Origin of the sequence: Flavobacterium haoranii (assembly GCF_009363055.1) — a bacterium.
GTDB lineage: Bacteria > Bacteroidota > Bacteroidia > Flavobacteriales > Flavobacteriaceae > Flavobacterium > Flavobacterium haoranii.
Window position 1 is genome coordinate 409,168 of record NZ_CP045292.1, and the last position, 24,793, is coordinate 433,960.

Annotated in this window: 28 protein-coding genes and 2 pseudogenes; 8 read left to right on the forward strand and 22 right to left on the reverse strand. The window is 30.9% G+C overall.

Annotated elements, in window-relative coordinates; translation table 11 throughout:
* The first annotated feature begins 29 nt into the window (after positions 1-29).
* Genes GCU34_RS02000 through GCU34_RS02010 form a run of 3 tightly spaced genes read left to right on the forward strand, consistent with a single transcriptional unit; the run spans position 30 to position 2,133 of the window.
* Complete coding sequence (locus tag GCU34_RS02000; RefSeq protein WP_072785564.1) at positions 30-323, forward strand: nucleotidyltransferase family protein; 294 nt, start codon at positions 30-32, stop codon at positions 321-323.
* Positions 313-669 carry a HepT-like ribonuclease domain-containing protein gene (locus GCU34_RS02005; protein WP_072785562.1) on the forward strand — a complete coding sequence of 119 codons (357 nt, stop codon included), beginning with the start codon at positions 313-315 and terminating at the stop codon, positions 667-669. The genes GCU34_RS02000 and GCU34_RS02005 overlap by 11 nt, the downstream gene beginning before the upstream one ends.
* A complete protein-coding gene (locus GCU34_RS02010; protein WP_072785560.1) occupies positions 670-2,133 on the forward strand; it encodes an aminoacyl-histidine dipeptidase in 1,464 nt (487 codons plus the stop codon).
* A 59-nt stretch (positions 2,134-2,192) separates the two neighbouring features.
* On the opposite strand, the gene GCU34_RS02015 is transcribed toward GCU34_RS02010, so the two are convergent.
* The 6 genes from GCU34_RS02015 to GCU34_RS02040 form a co-directional block, all read right to left on the reverse strand.
* The gene (locus GCU34_RS02015; protein ID WP_072785558.1) at positions 2,193-3,056 is read right to left on the reverse strand and encodes a GIY-YIG nuclease family protein; all 864 of its coding nucleotides are present in this window, start codon (positions 3,054-3,056) and stop codon (positions 2,193-2,195) included.
* A 55-nt stretch (positions 3,057-3,111) separates the two neighbouring features.
* Positions 3,112-3,501 (reverse strand): DUF1801 domain-containing protein, encoded by a 390-nt coding sequence (locus GCU34_RS02020; RefSeq protein ID WP_072785556.1) that lies wholly within the window; start codon positions 3,499-3,501, stop codon positions 3,112-3,114.
* Positions 3,502-3,684: 183 nt separating this feature from the next.
* Positions 3,685-4,209 (reverse strand): hypothetical protein, encoded by a 525-nt coding sequence (locus GCU34_RS02025; protein ID WP_152378340.1) that lies wholly within the window; start codon positions 4,207-4,209, stop codon positions 3,685-3,687.
* Between the two features lie 260 nt (positions 4,210-4,469).
* Positions 4,470-4,916, reverse strand: coding sequence for a Na(+)-translocating NADH-quinone reductase subunit F (locus tag GCU34_RS02030; protein ID WP_072785552.1), 447 nt, complete (start codon positions 4,914-4,916; stop codon positions 4,470-4,472).
* A 242-nt stretch (positions 4,917-5,158) separates the two neighbouring features.
* Positions 5,159-5,704, reverse strand: coding sequence for a PepSY-associated TM helix domain-containing protein (locus GCU34_RS02035; RefSeq protein WP_072785550.1), 546 nt, complete (start codon positions 5,702-5,704; stop codon positions 5,159-5,161).
* 20 nt (positions 5,705-5,724) lie between these two features.
* Entirely contained in the window at positions 5,725-7,929 is a 2,205-nt protein-coding gene (locus tag GCU34_RS02040) for a TonB-dependent siderophore receptor (RefSeq protein ID WP_072785548.1), read from the reverse strand.
* A gap of 188 nt (positions 7,930-8,117) precedes the next feature.
* Between GCU34_RS02040 and prfA the strand changes: the two genes are divergently transcribed.
* Positions 8,118-9,191, forward strand: a complete 1,074-nt coding sequence (gene prfA, locus GCU34_RS02045; RefSeq protein ID WP_072785546.1) for a peptide chain release factor 1 — start codon at positions 8,118-8,120, stop codon at positions 9,189-9,191.
* 35 nt (positions 9,192-9,226) lie between these two features.
* On the opposite strand, the gene GCU34_RS02050 is transcribed toward prfA, so the two are convergent.
* The 12 genes and pseudogenes from GCU34_RS02050 to GCU34_RS14360 all read right to left on the reverse strand — a co-directional run bounded on the left by GCU34_RS02050 (position 9,227) and on the right by GCU34_RS14360 (position 16,381).
* On the reverse strand, positions 9,227-9,952 hold the full coding sequence (locus GCU34_RS02050) for an OmpA family protein (RefSeq protein ID WP_072785544.1): 726 nt from the start codon (positions 9,950-9,952) through the stop codon (positions 9,227-9,229).
* 2 nt (positions 9,953-9,954) lie between these two features.
* Entirely contained in the window at positions 9,955-10,419 is a 465-nt protein-coding gene (locus GCU34_RS02055) for a lipocalin family protein (RefSeq protein ID WP_072785542.1), read from the reverse strand.
* 55 nt (positions 10,420-10,474) lie between these two features.
* Positions 10,475-11,125: a DUF6565 domain-containing protein gene (locus tag GCU34_RS02060; RefSeq protein WP_072785540.1), complete on the reverse strand. Its 651-nt coding sequence runs from the start codon at positions 11,123-11,125 to the stop codon at positions 10,475-10,477.
* Between the two features lie 19 nt (positions 11,126-11,144).
* Entirely contained in the window at positions 11,145-11,474 is a 330-nt protein-coding gene (locus GCU34_RS02065; protein ID WP_072785538.1) for a hypothetical protein, read from the reverse strand.
* Positions 11,461-11,826, reverse strand: a complete 366-nt coding sequence (locus GCU34_RS02070; protein ID WP_072785536.1) for a hypothetical protein — start codon at positions 11,824-11,826, stop codon at positions 11,461-11,463. The genes GCU34_RS02065 and GCU34_RS02070 overlap by 14 nt, the downstream gene beginning before the upstream one ends.
* Positions 11,827-11,830: 4 nt before the next feature.
* Entirely contained in the window at positions 11,831-12,067 is a 237-nt protein-coding gene (locus GCU34_RS02075) for a YtxH domain-containing protein (RefSeq protein WP_072785534.1), read from the reverse strand.
* A 13-nt stretch (positions 12,068-12,080) separates the two neighbouring features.
* Positions 12,081-12,236, reverse strand: a complete 156-nt coding sequence (locus tag GCU34_RS02080) for a lmo0937 family membrane protein (protein ID WP_143146236.1) — start codon at positions 12,234-12,236, stop codon at positions 12,081-12,083.
* 22 nt (positions 12,237-12,258) lie between these two features.
* Positions 12,259-12,876 (reverse strand): porin family protein, encoded by a 618-nt coding sequence (locus tag GCU34_RS02085; RefSeq protein WP_072785533.1) that lies wholly within the window; start codon positions 12,874-12,876, stop codon positions 12,259-12,261.
* Positions 12,877-12,905: 29 nt separating this feature from the next.
* Positions 12,906-13,442 carry a DUF4142 domain-containing protein gene (locus GCU34_RS02090; protein WP_072785531.1) on the reverse strand — a complete coding sequence of 179 codons (537 nt, stop codon included), beginning with the start codon at positions 13,440-13,442 and terminating at the stop codon, positions 12,906-12,908.
* Between the two features lie 159 nt (positions 13,443-13,601).
* Entirely contained in the window at positions 13,602-15,368 is a 1,767-nt protein-coding gene (locus GCU34_RS02095) for a sensor histidine kinase (protein WP_072785529.1), read from the reverse strand.
* The gene (locus GCU34_RS02100) at positions 15,368-15,814 is read right to left on the reverse strand and encodes a response regulator (RefSeq protein WP_072785527.1); all 447 of its coding nucleotides are present in this window, start codon (positions 15,812-15,814) and stop codon (positions 15,368-15,370) included. Before GCU34_RS02100 ends, GCU34_RS02095 begins: the two co-directional genes overlap by 1 nt.
* Positions 15,815-15,818: 4 nt before the next feature.
* Positions 15,819-16,381, reverse strand: a pseudogene (locus tag GCU34_RS14360) (helix-turn-helix domain-containing protein).
* A gap of 136 nt (positions 16,382-16,517) precedes the next feature.
* Here GCU34_RS14360 and pyrF point away from each other — a divergent pair.
* Both pyrF and GCU34_RS02115 read left to right on the forward strand, forming a co-directional pair.
* Positions 16,518-17,349, forward strand: a pseudogene (gene pyrF / locus GCU34_RS02110) (orotidine-5'-phosphate decarboxylase).
* Positions 17,350-17,373: 24 nt separating this feature from the next.
* Positions 17,374-18,177, forward strand: a complete 804-nt coding sequence (locus tag GCU34_RS02115; protein WP_072785521.1) for an ABC transporter substrate-binding protein — start codon at positions 17,374-17,376, stop codon at positions 18,175-18,177.
* 192 nt (positions 18,178-18,369) lie between these two features.
* Here the strand turns inward: GCU34_RS02115 and GCU34_RS02120 are convergent, their stop codons facing one another.
* A complete protein-coding gene (locus GCU34_RS02120; RefSeq protein WP_072785519.1) occupies positions 18,370-19,077 on the reverse strand; it encodes a DUF4197 domain-containing protein in 708 nt (235 codons plus the stop codon).
* Between the two features lie 132 nt (positions 19,078-19,209).
* On the opposite strand from GCU34_RS02120, the gene GCU34_RS02125 reads away from it, so the two are divergent.
* On the forward strand, positions 19,210-22,629 hold the full coding sequence (locus GCU34_RS02125; protein ID WP_072785517.1) for a methylmalonyl-CoA mutase family protein: 3,420 nt from the start codon (positions 19,210-19,212) through the stop codon (positions 22,627-22,629).
* Between the two features lie 46 nt (positions 22,630-22,675).
* Here GCU34_RS02125 and GCU34_RS02130 read toward each other — a convergent pair whose 3' ends face one another.
* Both GCU34_RS02130 and GCU34_RS02135 read right to left on the reverse strand, forming a co-directional pair.
* Positions 22,676-22,894 (reverse strand): hypothetical protein, encoded by a 219-nt coding sequence (locus tag GCU34_RS02130; RefSeq protein WP_072785516.1) that lies wholly within the window; start codon positions 22,892-22,894, stop codon positions 22,676-22,678.
* 83 nt (positions 22,895-22,977) lie between these two features.
* Positions 22,978-23,409, reverse strand: a complete 432-nt coding sequence (locus tag GCU34_RS02135; RefSeq protein ID WP_072785515.1) for a hypothetical protein — start codon at positions 23,407-23,409, stop codon at positions 22,978-22,980.
* Positions 23,410-23,549: 140 nt separating this feature from the next.
* Between GCU34_RS02135 and GCU34_RS02140 the strand changes: the two genes are divergently transcribed.
* Positions 23,550-24,074, forward strand: a complete 525-nt coding sequence (locus tag GCU34_RS02140) for a hypothetical protein (protein ID WP_072785514.1) — start codon at positions 23,550-23,552, stop codon at positions 24,072-24,074.
* Between the two features lie 401 nt (positions 24,075-24,475).
* Here GCU34_RS02140 and GCU34_RS13795 read toward each other — a convergent pair whose 3' ends face one another.
* Positions 24,476-24,679 carry a DUF1543 domain-containing protein gene (locus tag GCU34_RS13795; RefSeq protein WP_227658719.1) on the reverse strand — a complete coding sequence of 68 codons (204 nt, stop codon included), beginning with the start codon at positions 24,677-24,679 and terminating at the stop codon, positions 24,476-24,478.
* Positions 24,680-24,793: the final 114 nt, after the last annotated feature.

Sequence of the window (24,793 nt, forward strand, 5' to 3'; positions counted from 1 at the left end):
AATATAAAAACTCTTCTTATATTTGTAGTATGCAATTGAAAAAATCTCAAATAGCTAAAATTATTGATTATTTTAAAACAAAACCTGTTTTGAAAGCATATTTATTTGGTTCTTATGTAACGAATTCGGCCAATGAAAATAGCGATGTTGATGTTTTAGTGGAGTTAGATTATTCGCAACGAATAGGTTTTCAATTTGTACAAATGAAATTAGATTTAGAAAAATTGTTAGGCAAACCAGTAGATTTGGTTTCTACAAATGCAGTTTCTAAATATATTAAACCTCATATTGAAAGCGAAAAAATAGAAATTTATGCAAAATAATTTTAAAGACAAAGTTAGATTGCAACACATTTTTGATGCTATTTCTGAAATAGAGAACTATAATTTATCTAAAAATTTTGATGATTTTGTTGAAGATTCTATGCTTCAAAATGCGTCAATACATTTGTTAGAAGTTATTGGCGAAGCTTCAAATCATCTTTCAATAGAAATTACAGAAAAATACAATTCAGTTGAATGGGCACAAATTATTGGATTACGAAATTTCTTAATTCATGAATATTTTGGTGTCGATTTAAACATTGTTTGGAATATCATTCAATATGAATTACCCGATTTTAAAAATCAAATACAATTAATTTTAGAAGATTTAGAAAAACAAAAATAAATGAGTCAAGAAGTTAGAAACTTAGAGCCAAAAGCGCTTTGGAATAAATTTGCCGACTTAAATGCGGTGCCACGTCCGTCGAAAAAAGAAGAAAGAGTTATTGCTTTCATGATGGATTTTGGTAAAAAATTAGGTTTGGAAACCTTAAAAGATGAAGTTGGTAACGTTATCATCAAAAAGCCAGCGACAGTAGGAATGGAAAACCGTAAAACTATAGTGATGCAATCGCATTTAGATATGGTACACCAAAAAAACAACGATACTGTTTTCGATTTCGATACACAAGGAATTGAAATGTATGTAGATGGTGATTGGGTTCGTGCCAAAGGAACTACACTTGGTGCCGATAACGGTTTAGGTGTGGCTACGATTATGGCGATTTTAGAAAGTACCGATATTCCGCATCCTGCAATTGAAGCTTTGTTTACGATTGATGAAGAAACCGGAATGACTGGAGCAATGGGCTTAAAAGGTGGCTTGTTAGAAGGTCAAATTTTATTGAATTTAGATACGGAAGAAGACGACGAAATCGACATTGGATGTGCAGGTGGAGTAGATGTAACGGCTGTTGCAGAATATGATGAAGAAGACGCTCCAGCGGATTCTGTGGGTTATAGAATTACCGTAAAAGGTTTAAATGGTGGACATTCGGGAATGCAAATACACGAAGGTTTAGGAAATGCCAATAAAATTATGAACCGTTTATTGTATAGCGGTTACGAAGATTTTGGTTTACAAATTTCTAAAATTAAAGGTGGAAGTTTACGCAATGCGATTCCGCGTGAGAGTGTTGCCGAAGTAATTATTGCCGAAATGTATGACGAAGCGTTTGAGTTTGACATGCAAGAAATCATTAATGAGATTAAAGCCGAATTCAAAACAACTGAACCGAACTTACAAATTGTAATTGAAAAATTAGACCAAGTGCCTGCCAAAGTGTTGCCTTCTATGGCGCAGTTTTACTTGGTAAGAGCTTTATATACTGCGCACAATGGTGTGTATAGAATGAGTGCCGATTTTGATAACTTGGTAGAAACGTCTAACAACATTGCGAAAGTTACTGTTGGCGGTGGCAACTTGAAGATTGAATGTTTAACGCGTTCTTCGGTGGAGAGTTCGAAGTTTGATTTAGCAAATGCGTTACGCTCTGCGTTTGAGTTAATGGGCTGCGAAGTTACGTTCTCGGGAAGTTACCCAGGTTGGACACCAAACCCAAAATCAGAAATTTTAGATGTGTTAACGGCAATTTACGAAAAACAAAACGGAAGCAAAGCACACGTTGTAGCGTGCCATGCGGGATTAGAATGTGGTATTTTAGGCCAAAACTACCCAGGAATGGATATGATTTCGTTTGGACCAACCATTAAAGGCGCACACAGCCCAGATGAAAGAGCGAGTATTGCCTCTGCACAAAAATATTGGAAATTTGTATTGGAAATTTTAGCGAATATTCCGGTTAAGTAAGATAATAGAATATAGAAAATAGAGAATAGAGAAAATCCCAAGCTTAGCTTGGGATTTTTTTAATTTTCTTCTGTTATTTCAAATTCTTTAAGTGTTTTTCCATTTTTTAATTTCCATTCTTTCAATCCATTTGCATTTCTACCCATTACAATAGCTGCAGCTGTAGAAGGACTTGAGAACTCATAATCTGTATTGAATATATATCCTTTATCATTTTTAATGATTATTTGATTGTCAATTAATTTTTGTCTAATATTTTGAAGAGATTTTTGCATAGATTCAACCGTATCTAATGCTATTTCACTATTTTTAAATACTATAAATCCTTTTGAGCTTGGTATTCCCAAACCATTAGCTCCTCTTGCAGCCTTAATCTGAAAAATATTTGATTTTTTAGTCTTATTTGTTTCAGAATTAACTAAACTTTCAAAGACTCTATGACCTAAAGTATTTGTTAGAAGTTTTATGTTTTCAATAAATTCTTCCATTTCTGCAATTTCTGATTCAGAAATTGAAGACTTTGTTGGAATTGTTGTGTTTTCGACTTCATAATGATTAATTTTTTTTGCTAATTCAAATAATCGACTTTCTAAATATTTAATATGAGCTTTATTTAAATTTTCATCTTTGCTAATAAATAATATAACTTCTGACCAAAACTCTTTTTGAGCAACATGTTGTTTAAGCCTATCAATTATCGTTTCCGCTTCACCTATATAAACTTGTCCTTTTCCATTATCATTTTCACCAAAGAGTAAATATATTCCTGGATTTTTTAAATCATCACGATTATATGATTCTTTGATCATAATCCTTGGTATTTTGTATGCTTTACCAGTCCAATTTGAAAACTCACATGTCATTCTACCATTAGGCTCACCATCAATAAGAAATAATTTTATTGTTTTTCCGAATTTTTTCATTTAAGATTTTATTACATAACTTTTAATGACTTTCTACGTAAAAATAGAAAAAAACTTACAACTTCACCAAAACACCTTTTCGTTTTACAATATTTTTATAATCATATTGTATAGTTGTAGCTTTTTGTAGCCAGCGTTTTAGGTCGGGTTCGTTAATGTCGGTGGCAATTGTGTAAAACAACGAAGCATCTTTAAACTTTTTGCCTAACACGTTAAGTTGGGGTTCTTCAAAGTCGGCACCACTCCAAAACATCAAACGAATGCCTGCTTTTTGTTTGCTGTAGCCTACAATAGGGTTGCCGTCTAAAAACCAAACTGGGTGCGCATGCCAAATTTTATGTTCGGCTTGTAACAAGTTTTCGTTTATAATGTGGTATAACGTATCGCAAATTTCTTTTTCGAAATCTGGTAGATTATTGTGGTAAGCTTCAATTTCTTGGTTCATAATTTAAAAGTAGTTAAAAAATTACGAATTACGAATTAGAAAGTAAAAAGGGAATTCTATTGTCATTTCGAGCATTTGATATTAAGAGGAACAAACAAAGTTTGTGGTAAATTAGAGAAATCACATAAAGGATTTAACAAAGATTATGAGATTCCTCATTTCATTCGGAATGACAAAAAAATATTACTCTACACAAATATCGTTGTAATAAATAATAGCGTCGTCTAATTGGGCGAAACTGTATTTATGGTTTTTTAAATCACGAACTAAAGTATCGCAATCGGCTAGATAATTGGCAACGTTTTTTGCCCAACTTTTTAAAATTGAACAGTCGATACACGTTGCAATTTCTTCGGTTTCTTTTATAAGGTAATGTCTAGTTTTTTCGTTTTCTATAACATTTGGAAAAGGTTTTCCATCTTCAAAATTGTAATACAAGTTATAATCATAAAATTGAAGTAATTTAACATTGCCATCAACCAAAAGTTCTAATAATTTAGGTTTTTCTAAATTGCTTGTTTTTACATATTCAAATGTTTTATTGAATTCAAAACCAATAAAAGTAATTTTGGAAACTTCTTCAAAATCCCAATAATCACCTTTTTCATCTTTGGTTAAACGAAATTTTATTTTCTCAATTGGGTCTAACAATCCTTTAACTTCAAGCATGCCAAAACCTTCAATAGAAGTTCCATCGTTAAAATACAAAATGCATTCTTGGTTTTGTGCAATAGTTAAAAAGTGACTAAAACAAAAAAATAGAAAAATATAAATTCGTGATTTCATGGGATTAAAAGTAGTTAAAAATTACGAATTATGAGTTACGAAGTAAAAAGGGAAACTTTGCGTCAGTTCGAGTGTTAGCTTTAGCGAATGTATCGAGAACGACAAAAGTTTAATTAAAACGGTTTTCGATACATTTTTTTGTCACGTTTACTCACAAAAAAACACTCAAACTGACGTTTTAATTATACCAATTGTATTGTTTTACTTTTCTCAGACTTATAATCAAACAAAATACTACAATCCATAACATTTGGAACATTATCAAATTTACATAAAAGTTTCACGACAGCTTCAAGTCCGTTAAAAAGGTTTTCGGGTGTGCGTTTTGGTTTTTTATGCGTGTGATGTAGTGGAAGTGTGTAACCACAAGCTTTTAAAAAAGTAGCTTCAATTTGTAGTAATTCGATAGGCGAGTAGCCGTTAAACTTCCTACCTAAGTTTTGGTGAACCAATCCTAAATAATTCAATTGGGTTGCACCATGAAAATCTGACAAATGTTTCCAAGCATCGGTATTATCTAAAATATTGCCCACAGCACATTGGTTACAACATTCAGGATTGAGCGTGTTGTTGTGAAAGGCTTTGTATAACTTTTCAATAGCTTGGTTAAAACGAGTTGTAGTTTTCATAACCTTTTGAATTAATGATAATTAAAGGTAAGAAAAAAAGAGGAAAGGGAAAAGTTAAAAGTAAAAGTAAAATGAGATAAGAAAGTAATTTTGTCATTTCGAGCGGAGTCGAGAAATCTCATAATCTAAATTTCCCTACATATGAGATTTCTCGACTCCGCTCGGAATGACAAATAATCTACTTCTCGATTGGGTTTGGAATGAAAAAAAATCCCAACTTCTAGAAGTTGGGATTTTTAACTTTAAAAAACTAACAAGAATATAAGAGGGAATATGATACCTGCTACTGCAAGTTTCCATCCATATCTTTTGAATGTATATTTGCCATGTTTTACCATTAATGTTCCGGTAATGGCGATAATGATTAATGAAATTCCAAAAATATCAGAGAAGTAAATCCACCACGCTGATGTGTTTTTGTGTAATTTCATTGCTTGACTTACGATAGGTGTTTTAATGAATTGTACAATTTCACCTTTTCCTGTTTTTGCATCCACTTCAATTTCTGCATTTTCTAGTTGTATTCTTAGAGTTCCTTTACGAATCATGTGACGACGAACTTTACCTTCTAAACCTAAATCACTAGCAGTTTTTTGAGCAAATTTTTCATTAATCTCACTTTCGCTAGGTAATTGTAATTCTACGGGTTTGCTTTCCATTGTAATTTTTTCAGGATGCCAATGTTCTCTGTGGTTCATTAAAATACCAGAAAAAGCAAATGTTACAATTAAACCTAAATAGAAATACCCTAAATCGCGGTGTAAGTCTCTAATTTTTTGTGCTTTCATTTGAAGTGATGTAATAAATTTTAGAATTTATATTTAAGTGATGTTAATACTTGTCTTGGAGCAATAGGGTTGATACTATAATTCTCGTGAACTGTATAATTTAATTCGTTTGTAATATTAGACAATTTACATAACAATGAGAAATTTTTCCATTTATATCCCATAGAAAAATCTACAGTAACATAACCATCAATAGGAATTTCTCTATCTCTAATTCCGTTTGGATAAGCTGGATTTATTTGATTGTTCCAACCACCTAATCTATCACCAATATAATTTCCTAAAGCACCCACTGATACATTTTTGAAAATTCCTGTTGGTACAGTATAAAAGAAACTTAAGTTAGCTGTATGTTGTGGTGTTCTTACTAAACGATCTCCTTCAATAAAACTTCCTGTTGCACCTGTTGTTTTAGTATAACGCATGTCGTTGTAACTGTAACCAGCCATAATGCTTAAGTCGTCTATTGGTTTATAGTTTACATCTAATTCAACACCTTTACTCGTAGTTTCACCACTTAGTGCTTTAATGTTTGTATTAGTGTTTAAATTTCCGTCTGCATCAAACTCTGCAGTTTGAGCTAAATTGCTGTTTACAATATGGTAAAGTGTAACATTAGTACTTAATCTTCCGTTATAGAATTCATTTTTAATACCCGCTTCAAATTGGTCAATGATAGATGGTTTAATCGCTTTGTTGTAAATATCAACACCAGTATTTGGAGTAAATGAATTTGAATAACTAGAGAATAAAGTAATCGTTTTTGTTGGTTGGTAAATTAAACCAACTTTAGGAGAAAAAGCTCTGTCGTTACGAATGGTTTCTTCAGTTACAGTATTTGCTGTGTAATTATGTGTCTCAGGTTTTGTTTCTTGATAAGAATAACGTAGACCTAATAAAGCTTTAAATTTTTCACCAAAAGAAATTAAATCTTGAGCATACACTCCAAAACGATTGGTTTCAGTTTTAGTTATGGTAGTAATTTCTGAAGGTAATACAGGACCTTCAACCGATGCTGCATAAGAAGAAGGATCAAAAATATTTACAGTGTCATAAGTTGTAACTGTTGTTCCAGTTGTAGGATCAAAAAATCTAAAACGGTATGTTTCAGCATTTGAAATTTCAGTATCAATACCAGTAAATAATTGGTGTTTGATTTTTCCAGTTTTAAAGTTACCTTGTAAACTTAGTTGGTTGGCTAATATTTTTTCGGTTGCTTTATTTCTTCCATAAGGTCTGTTCCAATCACCATTATCTGCAGGTTGAATTCTTTCAGTACCTATATATTCTCTGTCGTAATCTTGGAAAGAAGAGTTAAAATTTAATTTCCAATTTGAATTGAATTCATGATTTAATAAAATAGAAGCAGTAGCTTGTTTTGTATTTCCGTTTGACCATTTTGCACCCAAATAAGCATTTCTAGGAACATCAGCTACTTCTTTTCCAATTGAACCAGTACCAAAATCGGGAGTCCAATCATCGTTTAAATAATCGGCTTGAACCGTAATTTCTGTTTTATTAGTAACCTTAAATAATAATGAAGGATTTACATAATAGCGCTCTCTTGTTACATAATCGCGGAAACTTTCAGAATTTTCGTAAGAACCATTAAAACGCCATGCAATATTTTTATTAAAAGTTCCATAAACATCAGCAGATGGTTTGTAGAAACTATAACTTCCAGCTTGCATTGTAATTTCGCCACCTTTATTGAAATTTGGAGTTTTTGTAACCATGTTTAAAATTCCACCTGGAGCAACATTTCCATATAATAAAGCAGCACTTCCTTTTAAAAATTCTACTTTGTCTAGTGAAGCTACTTCAGGAATTGAACCACTACTAAAACGGAAACCATTTTTGAACATGTTGTTTGAAGACATGTCGTAACCTCTAGACCAAAATGATTCTTGAGAACCACCACGAGCAGAACCTACATAAACTCCGTTAGCGTTTTTAATTACATCGCTTAAACGAACAGATTGTTGTTGTTGAATAACTTCGTTGTCAATTACTTGAACAGCCTGTGGCATGTCCATAATTTTAATACCAGCTCTATTTACTGATGATTTTGGGGCAATTTTTTTCCCATTTAAAACGACTTCATTTAGTTTTTTTACAGTATCATTTTCGGTAAAAAAGTCGTCATTAATATTATTGAATTTGTCTTGGCTTAAGCCTATTGTTGAGAATAAAATAGCGGTTAAAGTTGTAATACGTATTTTCATATTATTTAGATTTAATTAAAATAACGATGCAAAAATATCATCAATATTTTAATTTACAAATTTTATTTAGATTAATTTTAAATAAAAATAATAAGTAATTGATTTTCAGTTTTTAAAAATCTCTTAAATAGATTATAAGAATCTGAAAGTATTTTTTGTAAATTTGCACTCCAATAAATAAATAGGCTATGTTAGATAGATTACAATATGTAAAACAACGTTTTGATGAGGTTTCGGATTTAATTATCCAGCCAGATGTTATTGCAGACCAGAAACGTTATGTACAGTTGAATAAAGAATATAAAGATTTAAAAGCTTTAGTGGATAAAAGAGCTGAGTACTTAAATCTTACTGGAAATATAGAAGAAGCTAAAGAAATTATTGCTGATGGTTCTGATGCTGAGATGGTAGAAATGGCCAAAATGCAGTTAGATGAAGCTCAAGAGCGTTTACCACAATTAGAAGAGGAAATTAAATTCATGTTAATTCCAAAAGATCCAGAGGATGCTAAAAACGTAATGGTAGAAATTCGTGCAGGAACAGGAGGTGATGAGGCTTCAATTTTTGCTGGTGATTTATTTAAAATGTACACGCGTTATTGCGAAGCAAAAGGATGGAGAACTTCGGTAGTAGATTTAAACGAAGGAACAGCTGGTGGTTATAAAGAAATTATTTTTGAAGTTACAGGTGAAGATGTATACGGAACTTTAAAATATGAAGCAGGAGTTCACCGTGTGCAACGTGTTCCACAAACCGAAACACAAGGTCGTGTTCATACTTCGGCTGCTACGGTTATGGTATTACCAGAAGCAGAAGAGTTTGATGTACAAATTGATATGAATGATGTGCGTATCGATTTATTCTGTTCGTCAGGTCCTGGTGGACAATCGGTAAATACTACAAAATCGGCGGTACGTATGACTCACATTCCTACAGGCTTAGTAGCGCAATGTCAGGATGAGAAATCGCAACATAAAAATAAAGATAAAGCATTATCAGTTTTACGTTCTCGTTTGTATGAAATGGAATTGGCTAAAAAACAAGAGGAAGATGCTAAAAAACGTAATTCTCAAGTTAGTTCTGGTGACCGTTCTGCAAAAATTAGAACCTACAATTATCCACAAGGTCGTGTAACTGATCACCGAATTGGGATGGATATTTTTGATATGGATGGTGTGATGAATGGTAAAATTCAAAAATTTATTGATGAGCTACAATTAGTAGCGAATACAGAGAAATTAAAAGAATCTGAAGTATATTAATAAAAAAGTCTCGCATTTAGCGGGACTTTTTTATTTTAGTTCGATTGCTTTTCGGCATCTTCTATCATTTTGTTATTTGCCATAATTGCAAATTCCACTCTACGATTGTTGGCCCGACCGCTTACAGTTTCATTGGAATCTATAGGTTCAGTTTCTCCCATTCCTACAATATCAAATCTTGAACTACTTAATCCTTTTGAAGCAAGATAGACTTTAACAGATTCGGCTCTTGCAACCGATAGATTCATGTTATAACCTTCGTCACCCGAACTATCGGTATGTCCGTAAATAGTAATATTTGTATCAGGATAGTTTTTAAATACACTTACTAGTTTGTCTAAATTGGCTTTAGCAGTTGATGTTAAAGACGATTTATTTAGATCGAAGTTTACAGAGTTTTCATTAAGTGTTAGCTTAATTCCTTCTCCTACACGTTCAACTTGTGCACTTGGTAATTGTTGTTCAATTTCACGAGCTTGTTTGTCCATTTGGCGACCAATAAGTCCACCTGTAACTCCACCAATAATTCCTCCTAAGATGGCACCTTCTGCACCACGACCGCCTTTTCCAACGTTATTTCCTAAAACACCTCCAAGAACTGCTCCAGAAGTAGCTCCAATTACAGCTCCTCTTTGCGTATTGTTAGAATTTTTAATGGCTTTACATTGTACTAGAAATAAACTACTTATTGTAAGAATCGCTAAGTTTCTGCCAATAGTTTTAAAGTTTATTTTGTTGTATATATTTTGTGTTGATTTCATAATTACAATCTTTCAAAAGTTAAACTGAATTCTACAGTATTACTAGCCACTGAAACTTTATCTCGAAGAATAAATTTATCTGAATTAACAGGAATATAATCGAGAACATAACCAGTATCTGTTTTTCTACTTGATTCTGAACCTAAAATTTTCAAAACCATTTGGCCATCGTTATTGATATACCAAGTAATATCTCTGTTTTGAGAACAGTTGTTTGGAAAAGTAATACTTCCTTTGTTGTTGTTCGAAATAAAATTCCAAGTACTATTTTTAAAACAGTTGCTACTCGCAATATCTAATAAATTGATTTGAATGTAATTTGAATTTGGATACTCAACATTGGTGACCATCCAAGTTCCTTTTACATTTCTTTGTGCTTCATAATTAACATAATTGTCAACAGCTGAGGTCGATTTACAATTCATAATCATAATGGTAAACACAAAGAGTAAAGCTAATTTTTTCATTTTTTTTCATTTTTAGATTAATAAAAAGGGCCCAAATTTTGAGCCCTAAGAAATACTACTCTTTAGCTTCACTATTTTCTTCAGCTTTAGCGCCAACTCTGTTAACATTGTACATTGGTGCAAACTTTATTTTTAGAGCAGCAATTTTTAAATTATCTGAAGTTGATAAACCTTCTTTTTCAACTGTATTTTTACGTGTATCTAAGGCTTCATATAACAGCTTAATTTCATCCCAATCTTCACGAGAATAGCTGTCTTTGTTGTTTTGAACTGTTTCTACAAAACTTTCGTAAACATTTAAAATGTTGTCTTTATTAACCCAAGCAAACGTTAAATCTTCACCAACTAAATTGTCTTTAAATAAAGATTTTCTTAGTTGCTCTTTGTGCATTTGTGCCTGAGATTTTTCAACTTCCATTTTATAAGTTTCAAATTTTATTGTAGCATCATCAATTTCTTGTTGTGCAGCAGTTTTATTTTCAACAACAGTTACAGCACTTTCTGCTTGTATTTTTTTATTTTCTTGTTCTGTTTGAATAGCAGCCCATTCTTTTGCCGATTCTTCTTTGTTTAATGCATTTATTGAATCTACATAGGTTGTGTATTCACCAATTAATTTTTGAGCTTCTTTTTCTTTTTTGTTATCACATGCTACAAATGCTGTAATAAGTGCTAAAAGTCCTAATGTTAATTTTAAATTTTTCATAGCAATTTATTTTTGATTTTTAATTTTTTAAAAAGTTTTCTATCAAACTTGATGATGCTTTTTGCAATGCATTTGCCGATAGAATTCTAATAAATGAATTCGATTTTTTTAAAATGGTTTTCTTCAGTAAATAACTACCTATTGAACTCAATCCTACTTTAAAAAGATTTGATTTTAGAATTTTCTTACTGATAAGATTGTTTTCTAAAAAATCAGTAATTAAGTGGATTGGTTTTAGGCTTTCATAAGTAATTTCGATCTCATTTTTAAGTTCTAGCAAATCATTTTTCTGTTTTGCTTCGAGCTCCATGATTCTATTTTCTAGTATTTCAATATTACTTTTTTTCATTTGATTTGTTGTTTGTAACTAAAACTTTAAGTAGGATTGTTTCTAGAATATTTTTTGAAATTTTATCTCTAAAAATTAAAACTAAACACGAAATGACAAGATAAAATACCGCAACTACTAGAAAGCCTAAAAAGTAACTTCCAATCCATTTTCCTAAGACTAATGCAAGTGCAATGTTAAAGAAAGAAACAAAAAACAATAGTGCAATAATTAAAATGGTATAAACTAATACTGTTGCAGCTAGTGAACTAGATTTACCTATAAATTTAAGTTTGTATAATTCAATAGATGTTTTGGTGTAGTTTTCTACTTTTTCAAATAAAGATTCGATTATTATTTTTTGCTCTTCCATTTTTCTATTTTTTAATTACATCTGCAACTTCTGTTGCTTTGTCTGATACTTGTTGGTATTTGTTTTCCATTTGTTCTAAAAACTCATCAAATTCATTTTGTAAATTAGTTTTGATATCTGTTGCTTTAGTTTTTAGTTTTTTTCTAGTTTTTGAACCTTTATCTGGAGCTAATAAAATTCCTGCAATGGCACCTACGGCAACGCCGCCTAAAATTCCTAATAATACGTTACTATTTTTCATAATTTTTGTTTTTTTAAAGTTTTCTTGTTCCGTTAATAATTCTAAGTAAAATTGCAATAATTGCAATTACTAAAAGTAGGTGGATTAAGTTTCCAAATGTTCCTACATATACTCCTAATGCCCATAGTATTACTAATACTACGGCTATCAAATACAATAAATTTCCCATAGCATTTTTGTTTTTATTGTTATTAAAATTTAAGAGCTACATACAAGTTAAAAGCACTGTTTTTAGCCCCGTTTGCGTTATTATCTTTATCAATTTCGCTTAGACCGTAATTATATCTTGCACCGATACCAAAATTGTTAAAGTCGAATCCAAGTCCAGCAGATAGACCAAAATCTAGTTTGTTGAAATCATCGGTATCATATTCAAAACTTTCAACACGATCTCCATTTTCATCCACTACGTCGGTTTTTGCGTTTAATAGATAAGCTACATAAGGACCAGCGTGTAAGTTGAAATTAGGAACCAAATTAAGTTTTAACAGTACTGGCATTTCTAAATAGCTTAGTTTAAATTTTGATTTGTATGTTTCTGTTAGAATGGTGTTTTGCACTTCAGAACCTTTTCTAGAATAGTTTAATTCGGGTACAATGGCAACACCTTGAGTAATGGGTAGTTCGACAAAAACACCAGCATTAAAACTTGTTAGCATGTTAGTGTCGTCAACATCGTCTACATAAAGATTTGTAAAGTTTACACCACCTTTAAGTCCGAAGCGTGCACCTGTTGAAGATGATTCCTGTGCATTTGATAGGCTTATAAATCCTATAAGGCATAACGTTGTCAAAATTTTCTTTTTCATAGCAATTGTTTTTAATATTAATTAGTTATTTATTTTAAAAATTCGTTTATATCAGTGAGTTTTTCTTTTAAATCTTGTATTGATTCGTAAGCCAAGCTTTCAATCTCTTTACTTTTTGTGTTTTCCTGAATCAGTTCAAATTCAGTTATTTCTTCTTGAAGTAATTTTTCTAATTCTACTAAATAAACATAACCTCTATTATTATTTAAAGTATCTATTTGCTGATTGTAATCGTAAACGGTATCTGGAATGATGATTAAATTTTCTCTAGCAATTTTTTTTAATTTTTTATTCATTTCTAAATGATCCGTTTCAATATCTTTTATAATAGATTTTGTAGGTAATTCAAGTTCATTTGTTTTTGCTAATTTGGCAACATTAACAACTTTAAGATTTAGGTTGGTAACATCAGTCAAAAATTGTGTATTCACTTTATTGTTGATATCTTCACTAATTACTTCTAGAAAGGGGTTTTCTGTTTTACTGTCTTTTTTGCAAGCATTAAAAAACATAACAATTCCTATAGAAAAGATTAGAGCTATAGATATGTGTTTGAATGTTTTCATTTGTTATTAAACTTATTAATTGATTACATTACAAATTTCAGAATTGCAAGAGCTTATCTTGTTATAAAATTTTAATGCATTCTTATAAAATTTCCATTGGCAATAAAAAAGCACCTGATTTCTCAAGTGCTTTAAGCTTTTTTGTATAAATAAAGAATATTATTTTGGGAAGTAAATACTGAAACTTGCGCCTTCATTTGGTTCTCCTTTAGCGAAGATAAAACCATTATGATTGTCTACAATTTTTTTACAAATGGCGAGTCCAACACCAGTTCCTGGATAATCTGTTTTTCCGTGTAAGCGTTGAAATAAATTGAAAATCTTTTCGGCATGTTCTTGTTCAAAACCTATTCCGTTATCTGTAAATGTTATTTTGTAATAAGGCTTACTTTCTTTACTGTTTAAATTGGCATCGTCTTTAGCATTAATTTCTTCACTAGAAACTGAAATAATAGGCGCTACATCTTCTTTTGCATATTTTAAACTATTACTAATGATGTTGATAAAAAGTTGGGTTAATTGAAACTCTACACCATTAATTGTAGGTAAAAAGTCATAGTTTACAGTAGCATTTTTATCGTTTATTAATTCCGAAAGTTCTACAATCGAGTTTTCTATGGTTGTGTTTAAATCGACAGTTTCAAAATTATTTTTTGTTCTATTTGTTCTAGAATATTGTAATAAATCGTCGATTAAAATTCGCATTCTCGAAGCTGCATTTTTAATTCTTTCAAAATAAATTTTAGCATTATCCGATAAGTTTTCTTGCTCTTTTTCTTCGATTCGAGATATAAAAGTTTGAATTTTTCGAAGAGGTTCTTGTAAATCGTGACTCGCAACATGATTAAACTCCGTTAATTCTTTAACCGTTTTTTCCAATTCAAAATTACGTTGTTCTATAATTTGAGTAGTTTCATATTCTTCAGTAATATCTCTAGTAGCACCTAATAATGTTTTGGTTCCATCATGATTTTTAATCATTCTACTTTTTGTTCTTAAATAACGAACATCGTGTGTTTCATTTTTAAAAATTCGGAAAGGAAAAGGAGGATTTTGTAACGATTTTTTACTTTTCTCGAAATTATTTAGTGTAGCTTCTCTGTCTTCAGGATGTATTAAAGCGATAAAATTATCTACAGAAACTCCTTTTTCATTTGGTTCGTAGCCAAATAAACGGTAATAATTTTCGGAAAAATAGAATTCTTCAGTATCAATGTTATACCGCCAACTTCCATATTTTCCCAGTATTTCTGCTTGTTTGCTAGATTCATCATAAATACGTAATTGAGCATTTGTAGCTAAAAGTCTCGAATAGTTTTTGGAAATTCTAAAATAACCTAAAACAATTATTAATATCGAAATTAAGAACGATGAGAAAAGTATTAAAGGAGAATTAGAACTGTTTAATTCATATATTTTACCTGTTTTTTGAAGCAAACTTTTTTCATAACGAATCATTTCATTTACTTCAGTTCGCAACGAATCCATAATTGCGTTTCCATGCTTAAGATTGTCGCGAAACTCTCTTCCGGTTGAAAATTGTTTTTTAAAATAAACAAAACGACGATCTACCAAGTTGAAAATATTACCTAAATGCTCTTGTTGTTTTTTATTATTACGAGTAGCAATTTTTAATTTGTTAAAAGATTGGTTAACTCTTGTTCGAGCATTAAGATAAGGTTCTAAAAATGTAGAATCGTTAGTTAAAGTAAATCCACGATCACCAGTTTCGGCATCTTTTATATAAGAAATTAGTTTTTCTAGTTCTATAGAAATTTCATAGCGCTTTTGTATGGCGGCACTCATGTTTTCAAGTTCTTGGTAATGTCTGTAAGTAACAGAAGCTAGAACTATAAGAATAAATAATGCTACATAAAAAATATTACGAACAAACCTTAAAGAATTAAAATAACTAGAATCAAACATTATAAACGCAATAAGAAATTATCTTTATTTAAACCAGAAGTATAGTATTGCCAGTTTACCGTTACAACATCATTTAAAACTTCTTTTAAAGTATTAAAATCTGATGGTTTTTTTATGTAAACATTAGCTCCTAAAACAAATGTGTTTTCCACATCTTCTTCAGATGAAGAAGTAGAATATATAGCAATTGCAATATCTTTAAATCGGTCATTTTGTTTAATTTCAGCTAAACATTCCATTCCGTTTTTTATAGGCATATTTAAATCTAAAAAGATAATATGTGGCAAAACACTTTCGGGATTGTTCAAATGATCCATTAATAATTGACCGTTGTTAAAAGTATTGACAACAGTGTTTATTTTTAATTCATCAAAAGCATCTGTAAAAAGTAAACGATCGTCTTCATCGTCGTCTGCTAATGTAATTAGGGTGAAGTCTTTTAGCATAAAACTAAACTATAGAGTTGTTAATTAATTCTCTTCTTTTTTTAATTATTCTTTGGAATGCAGAAGGTGTAATTCCAGTTGTGTTTTTAAATTGTGAACTTAAGTGCGCTACACTCGAATAATTTAATCGAAATGCAATTTCTGTTAAGCTCATTTTTTCATTAGCAATTAATTGCTTTGCTACTTCAATTTTTTGTAAAATGATGAAGTTTTCAATAGAAGTGTATGTTACTTCTGAAAATAAATTAGATAAATAGCCGTAACTATGTCCAAGATTATCAGATAAGTAAGAAGAAAATTTTACATTTAAAGCTTCTTCTTTTGAACAACTTCTGTAATTAAATCTTTTATTCTTTGTACCAATATGTTTTTTTGATTTTCAATAACCTCAAAACCATATTCGTTTAAAGTTTTACAAATTTCGGCATAGGTTTCTGAAGGAACATTTTCTAAAAATAGAACTTCCGTAGCATTAACTAAAGTATATTTAAGGTTGTAACTATCAAGCTTTTCGGCTAATATTTTATTGGCTAAAAAGTTTTGGTCTACTTTTAAGAATAGCTTCATATAGTGTTTGATTAGTTGTAAATTTACAAATATTAAAGCAAAGTTATTTACTAAAGAATTATTTGTTTTACAAAATTTCAATTAAATTTTATAGATAAACAATGCATTTGTAAATTTGCAAGCATAAAACAACAACATGACAACACAACAACTTTACGAACAAATTCAGAAAAAGAAATCATTTCTATGCATTGGTTTAGATGTAGATTTAAATAAAATACCATCACATTTATTAGAACTTGAAGATCCAATTTTTGAATTTAATAAAGCTATTATTGATGCCACACACGATTTATGTGTTTCTTACAAACCAAATACAGCTTTTTACGAAGTTTATGGAATAAAAGGATGGCAATCACTTCAAAAGACAATTAACTATATCAACGAAAAATATCCTGAAATTTTTACAATTGCCGATGCAAAACGTGGCGATATAGGAAATACTTCAACGATGTATGCGAAAGCTTTTTTGAAGATTTACAATTTGATAGTGTTACCGTTGCTCCTTATATGGGTAAAGATTCTGTGGAACCTTTTTTAGCATTTGAAAATAAACATACTATACTATTAGCTTTAACTTCTAATGAAGGTGCTTTCGATTTTCAAACCAAAAATGTTGATGGAAAAGAATTATACAAACAAGTTTTAGAAACTTCAAAATCTTGGAAAAATTCTGAAAATCTAATGTATGTTGTAGGGGCAACAAAAGCAGAATATTTTACTGAAATTAGAAAAATTGTTCCAACTAGTTTTTGTTAGTTCCAGGTGTTGGTGCTCAGGGTGGAAGTTTAGCCGAAGTTTGTAAATATGGTTTAGCAGAAAATGTTGGATTATTAATCAATTCATCTCGCGGAATTATTTATGCATCAAATGGAACTGATTTTGAAGAAAAGGCTAGAGAAGAGGCGTTGAAATTACAAATGGAAATGGAAACCATTTTAGTTTCAAGTTCTAAGTTAAAGGTTTAATTTTAAACTAAAATAACCTGAAACGTGAAACAAAAATTTATCGACCAAATAGGAAATCAACACACTTTTGATACTGTTCCAAAGCGAATCGTTTCTTTAGTTCCTTCGCAAACTGAATTGTTGTTCGATTTAGGTTTAGAAGATGCTATAGTTGGTATTACCAAATTTTGCGTGCATCCATTTCACTTTAAATCGACAAAAACTATTGTTGGAGGAACCAAAAATGTAAAATTCGATAAAATAAAAGAACTTCAACCTGACATTATTATTTGTAATAAGGAAGAAAATACAAAGGAAATTGTATCAGCATTACAACAAATTTGTCCTGTTTGGGTAACTGATATTTACACTGTTGAAGATAATAATAAAATGATTCACGACTTTGGCGAATTGTTTAATAAACGAACAAATGCAAGAAAGTGGATTGATAAAATTAACTTTGGACTACAAGATTTTCAGAATTTTATAAAAGACAAAAAAGAAAACAAGGCTGCTTACTTTATTTGGGCAAATCCATTTATGGTGGCTGGAAACCAAACTTTTATAAACGAATTATTAAAACTGAATAAGTTTACCAATATTTATGAAACAAAAGAAGGTCGTTATCCTGAAATTGAGTTAAAGAAAATTAGACTTGAGGGCGATCCCGATTTAGTTTTATTGTCTTCAGAACCTTATCCTTTTAAAGATGAGCATGCATTCGAGATAGGACGATTTACACATCATGCCAAGACAATTTTTGTAGATGGCGAAATGTTTAGTTGGTATGGTTCTCGATTAGTTAAAGCTTTCGAATATTTTAAAGCAATACATCACAAAATTGCATAAAAAAAGCTCCGGCGACAATTCCGAAGCTGATTTTTTAACTAACCCTAACCAAATGAGAAATCATTTATTACAGTACAAATATCTGTCTAATTTTTAACAAGTTATGTTAATAAATTGTTATTTATAACTTAATGATTAGTAAAAATTTACGAAAACGTTTTCATTGTAAAAAATTGATTACAAGAACTAAAATTAATCTTGTAAAGCGAAAACTTTTTTCAATAAATCTGACGTTCTAGAAGCAAAATTATTACGAATATCTTTCTCTTCAACAGCAATCATTTTGAAAACACCATCCATTGCTTTGTTAGTTGTGTAATCTGTTAAATCAGGATTCACTTTAGTTACAAAGGGAACTGAGTTATATTTTGTTATAATTTGATTCCAAATTTTGTCGGCACCTACTTTAGCAAATGAGTTTTTAATAACTGGATTAAATTTTGCGTACAATGCTTTTGAAGTAGTGTTTTGTAAATAGGAAGTAGCAGCGCTATCGTTTCCAAGTAAAATATTTTTAGCATCGTTAAAAGTCATTTGTTTTACCGCATCAACAAAAATTGGAGTAGCTTCTTTTACAGCATCTTCGGCAGCTCTATTAATTACTTTTAAACCTTCATCAGCTAATTTGCTCATTCCCAAATCACGCAAAGTTTTATCTACTTTTTGTAATTCTTCAGGTAGTAAAATTTTTACTGCTTCATTTTTAAAGAAACCATCTGTTGCAGTTAATTTAGAAACTTGTTTGCTAATTCCATTATTTAAAGCTTCTTTTAATCCATTTCCAATTTCAGCTTGTGTTAAACCAGTAGTTCCTTGTGGCATTTGGTCTAAAACTTGTTGCATTTCAGCGCATCCAAAAAGCGTAAAAGCGAATAAACTAATAAAGATTTTTTTTGTCATAATATTGTATTTTACTTTCAATAGTTACCAAATATAGTGCCTTTTTTACGGGAATGAAAATTAAAGAATTTGTCTAGTATAAATTTTATTAAATTCGTAAATTGCACGACCAAATTTTACAGAAAATTACAAATGGAACAACAACAACCTTATATTCCTAAAAATAAAGTAAGAATTGTAACAGCAGCTTCACTTTTCGACGGACATGATGCAGCGATTAATATCATGCGTAGAATTATTCAATCTACAGGATGTGAAGTTATTCACCTAGGGCATGATAGAAGTGTAGAAGAAGTTGTAAATACCGCTATTCAAGAAGATGCAAATGCAATTGCTATGACATCGTATCAAGGAGGTCACAACGAATATTTTAAATATATGTATGATTTGCTTCAAGAAAAAGGAGCTGGACATATTAAAATATTTGGCGGCGGCGGCGGCGTAATTCTTCCTTCTGAAATAGAAGAGTTACATGCTTACGGGATTACTAAGATTTATTCGCCAGATGATGGACGTGAATTAGGTTTGCAAGGAATGATTAACGATTTGGTTCAAAAATCTGATTTCCCTGTAGGAGATCATTTGAATGGTGAAGTAAATCAATTAAAGGATAAAAATCCATTTGCAATTGCGCGTGTTATTTCAGCGGCGGAAAATTTCCCTGAAAATGCGAAAGAAGTTTTAGATGCTATTCATGCTGAAAATAAAACGAAAAATATTCCAGTTTTAGGAATCACAGGAACGGGTGGTGCTGGTAAATCATCATTAGTAGATGAATTGGTTCGTCGATTCTTAATTGATTTTCCAGAAAAAACAATCGGTTTAATTTCTGTTGACCCTTCAAAACGTAAAACAGGAGGTGCTTTATTAGGCGATAGAATTCGTATGAACGCGATTAACAATTCTCGAGTTTATATGCGTTCATTGGCAACTCGTCAATCGAATCTTGCATTATCAAAATACGTTCAAGAAGCAATTGAAGTTTTAAAAGCTGCGAATTACGATTTAATCATTTTAGAAACTTCAGGTATTGGTCAATCTGATACTGAAATTTTAGATCATTCAGATGCTTCTTTATATGTAATGACTCCTGAATTTGGTGCAGCAACACAATTAGAGAAAATCGATATGTTAGATTTTGCGGATTTAGTAGCCCTTAATAAATTCGACAAGCGTGGTGCTTTAGATGCAATCCGTGATGTAAAAAAACAATACCAACGCAATCATAATCTTTGGGATAAAAATCCAGATGAAATGCCTGTTTTTGGAACGATTGCTTCACAATTTAACGATCCAGGAATGAATTCGCTTTACAAAGCGATTATGGATAAGATTGTAGAAAAAACAAATGCCGATTTAAACTCAACTTTCGAGATTACGAAAGAAATGAGTGAAAAGGTTTTTGTTATTCCACCAAATAGAACACGATATTTATCTGAAATTTCAGAAAACAATAGAAATTACGATGCAACTGCTGTAACACAAGTTGAAGTTGCTCAAAAATTATACGGAATTTTCAAAACGATTGAATCAGTAACTGGAAGTTTACCAGTAATTACAAAATCGGGAATTGAAATCGAAAACAAAACAAAAGCAGATGAACAATTCGTTAAAATGCTTTTAGCGGAATTCGATCGTGTAAAAATGAATCTAGATCCTTACAACTGGGAAGTAATTACAACTTGGGATGAAAAAGTAAACAAATACAAAAATCCTATCTATTCATTTAAAGTTCGCGATAAAGAAATTAAAATTCAAACGCATACAGAATCGCTTTCTCACACACAAATACCAAAAGTAGCGTTGCCAAAATACCAAGCTTGGGGCGATATTTTACGTTGGTGTTTACAAGAAAATGTACCAGGAGAATTTCCGTTTACATCAGGATTGTATCCGTTTAAACGTGAAGGAGAGGATCCAACGCGTATGTTTGCGGGAGAAGGCGGTCCAGAACGTACTAACAGACGTTTCCATTATGTTTCTTTAGGAATGCCGGCAAAACGTTTGTCAACTGCATTTGACTCGGTTACTTTATATGGTAATGATCCCGATTTACGTCCGGATATTTACGGAAAAATTGGTAATGCTGGAGTTTCGATTTGTTGTTTAGACGATGCTAAGAAATTGTATTCTGGTTTCGATTTAAGTCACGCGGCTACTTCAGTTTCCATGACTATCAACGGACCAGCGCCAATGTTGCTAGGGTTCTTTATGAATGCCGCTATCGACCAAAACTGTGAAAAATACATCAAAGAAAATGGTTTAGAAGCTGAGGTTGAGAAAAAGAAAAAGGAACTTTATGACGATAAAGGGTTAACGCGACCAAGATATAATGGAGCGTTACCAGAAGGAAACGACGGTTTAGGATTGATGCTTTTAGGATTAACAGGTGATCAAGTTTTACCTGCTGATGTTTATGCTAAAATTAAAGCAGAAACTTTAGCGCAAGTTCGTGGAACGGTTCAAGCCGATATTTTAAAAGAAGATCAAGCGCAAAATACATGTATTTTCTCAACGGAATTTGCACTGCGTTTAATGGGTGACGTTCAAGAATATTTCATTCAAAAGAATGTGCGTAACTTCTATTCGGTTTCGATTTCAGGGTATCACATTGCCGAAGCTGGAGCCAATCCTATTACGCAATTAGCGTTTACATTAGCAAACGGATTTACGTATGTGGAATATTATTTAAGTAGAGGAATGGATATCAATGCCTTTGGTCCAAACTTATCATTCTTCTTCTCTAATGGTATTGATCCTGAATATGCAGTAATCGGTCGTGTAGCGAGAAGAATTTGGGCGAAAGCTTTGAAAAATAAATACGGAGCTAACGAAAGAGCACAAATGTTGAAATATCACATTCAAACATCTGGTCGTTCGTTACATGCTCAAGAGATTGATTTCAACGATATTCGTACGACTTTACAAGCTTTATATGCAATTTACGACAACTGTAATTCGTTGCATACTAATGCGTATGATGAAGCGATAACAACACCAACAGAAGAATCGGTTCGTAGAGCTATGGCAATTCAGTTGATTATTAATAAAGAATTAGGTTTAGCGAAAAACGAAAATCCAATTCAAGGTTCGTTCATTATAGAAGAATTAACCGATTTAGTGGAGGAAGCTGTATTAACTGAGTTCGATAGAATTACCGAACGTGGCGGCGTTTTGGGTGCTATGGAAACTATGTACCAAAGAAGTAAAATTCAAGAAGAATCATTGTATTATGAAACTTTGAAACATACTGGTGAATTCCCAATTATTGGTGTAAATACATTCTTAAGTTCAAAAGGTTCGCCTACTGTAATTCCTGCGGAAGTTATTCGTGCAACGGAAGAAGAAAAACAATTCCAAATTTCAACTTTAGAGAATTTACATAAAGCAAAAGAAACGCAAGTAAAATCTCAAATTGAAAAAATTCAAGCGGCAGCTATTCAAAATGAAAATATTTTTGAGCAATTGATGGAAGCTGCTAAAGTTTGTTCACTTGGTCAAATTACTTCAGCTTTATTTGAAGTTGGTGGTCAATACAGACGTAATATGTAATAATATTTATATAAAAATTAAAAGCCATTCTAAAGAATGGCTTTTTTTATTTTTTACCTGTTAAATAGGCTCCGCCAAAAACAAGTACAGCTCCTATACCTAAATATATAAAACCTTCTTGTTTTCCATTTTCATTTGAAACATCTAATTCTACTCCTAATGCTTTAATTTCGGCTGAATTATTATTGACTTTTTGCATTCCTAAATACCCAGTGTATAAACCAACTAGTAACAATACTGTTCCTAAAATTTTTGTAGTTTTCATAATGTGAATTTTTTATACTACAAATTTATTAGTGAATGATTATTTACTCATTATAATATTTTCGGTATTTGTTATATAATTTTCTAAAGGATAGAAAGTACTTTTTCATCAGACTGTAATATTCTGAATTCATCACCAATAGTTAAGGAGTTAATTTTTTGAAATATAGGCGCAGTTTCAGAAATCCCAATGCAAATTTTTGAATCAATTTCAAATTTAGGAATTGATATTCCTAATAATAATATTGTTTTATCTGAAATAATTATTCGTAATAATTTTTCATTATCAATACTCTTTTCAAGTTTTGATAATTTTATTTCTTCTTCCTTTAAATGCTCTTCTAATCGAAGTTGCATTTCTTTTGCTTCAGTTTGATGTGAAAAGTCTTCAGGATCGATGGTGTCGTCTTCATCGATATCGGAAGCAACTTTATATTGTGATACAGATTTTACAAGTGTTTTTAAGAACTCTTTTTGTTTATCAATAACGGCTTCTATAATACTTTGGCGTCTCATAATTAAATTTTTTATAGAATGAAATTACTCATTATAATAGAAATAAAAGATGATTATTATCAGTATTCTTTGTTTGGTTAAAAAAAATGGCACGACAATTGGTAATGGTATAATAAGTGAAATTATAAATACTAAAGGTTATGAAAAAAATTACTCTAATATTAGCTTTTATCGGGATGATATCGCTAACAAGTTGTACAGTAGAAGAGACTCATGTTGTTGATAATGGATATGATAATGATACAATAAGTGAAGTTTGGGAATATACAAATGTGGATTTACATTCTGGAAATGGATATAGTGTATTTTTAGACTTTCCGCACACAACGTATACTTCAGATATGATTTTAGTTTATCGATTAGCGGATTATGGTTCAGCTGGAGATGTTTGGAAATTATTACCTGAAACATATTATTTTAATGACGGAACTGTAGACTTTGGTTACTCAAACGATTTTACAATTTATGATGCCCAAATTAATTTGTTTGGTTATGATTTAGCAGGTTTAGATAATGCTTTTAAATTTGATCAAATTTTTAGAGTAGTTGTGATTCCAGGTTACTACGGAAACAAAATGGCTGCAGCTGTTGATTTTAGTGATTATAATGCTGTAACGACTTTTTATAATATAAAAGAAAAAGATATTGTGAAAATTTCACAATAGTTGGTTGGAGTTTGGTTTTAAAAAGGCAGTTTATTTAACTGCCTTTTTTATTATAGTTTACTCATTTTTAAATATCCAATATGCAATTTATCTTCCGTACTTGTATTTAAAGAAATTTTTAATGCAAATTGCGATTTGAACTTTTTTAAGAGAATGTCTTCAATATTGTAAATTTCGTCAATATCAACTCCATATTGGTCATCGATATGAGATTCGGCTCCTTTAAAACCAAACTCTTTATAAAAAGTACTTTGCTTAGCTTTTTTTATAGCTTCACTTTTAGAAGTAGCAACAATTAATAATTTGTGATGAAACTCTTCAAACTGTCCTGGTTGGTAGCCTCCTAAATTAATGAAGAATAATTTTAAAGGATTTTCGATGAATTCATTTCTACAAATTACTTAAATTTTATAGTCATTTACTTGTGTTACTTCTTGCCAAGCATCAATGTGCATTTGTTTTTCAGCCTCAGGCCAAAAATCATACATGTCAGTTTTAAGTTCAGAAAGGGTAGGTGCAATTCCGAAAAAAATATCGTGTTGCTCTGTTAAGCGTCCTTTTGGAGTACAACCAAGCATAATCATGTGTAATTTTTCATTTTTCATGATGTAAAAATAATAAAAATTAAATTAGACCCTATTTTTTTAGGGGTATTTTGTCGATTGTATTGATTTTTTATATATTTGTACCGAAAAATTAAGGGTATTAATTTAAAAATT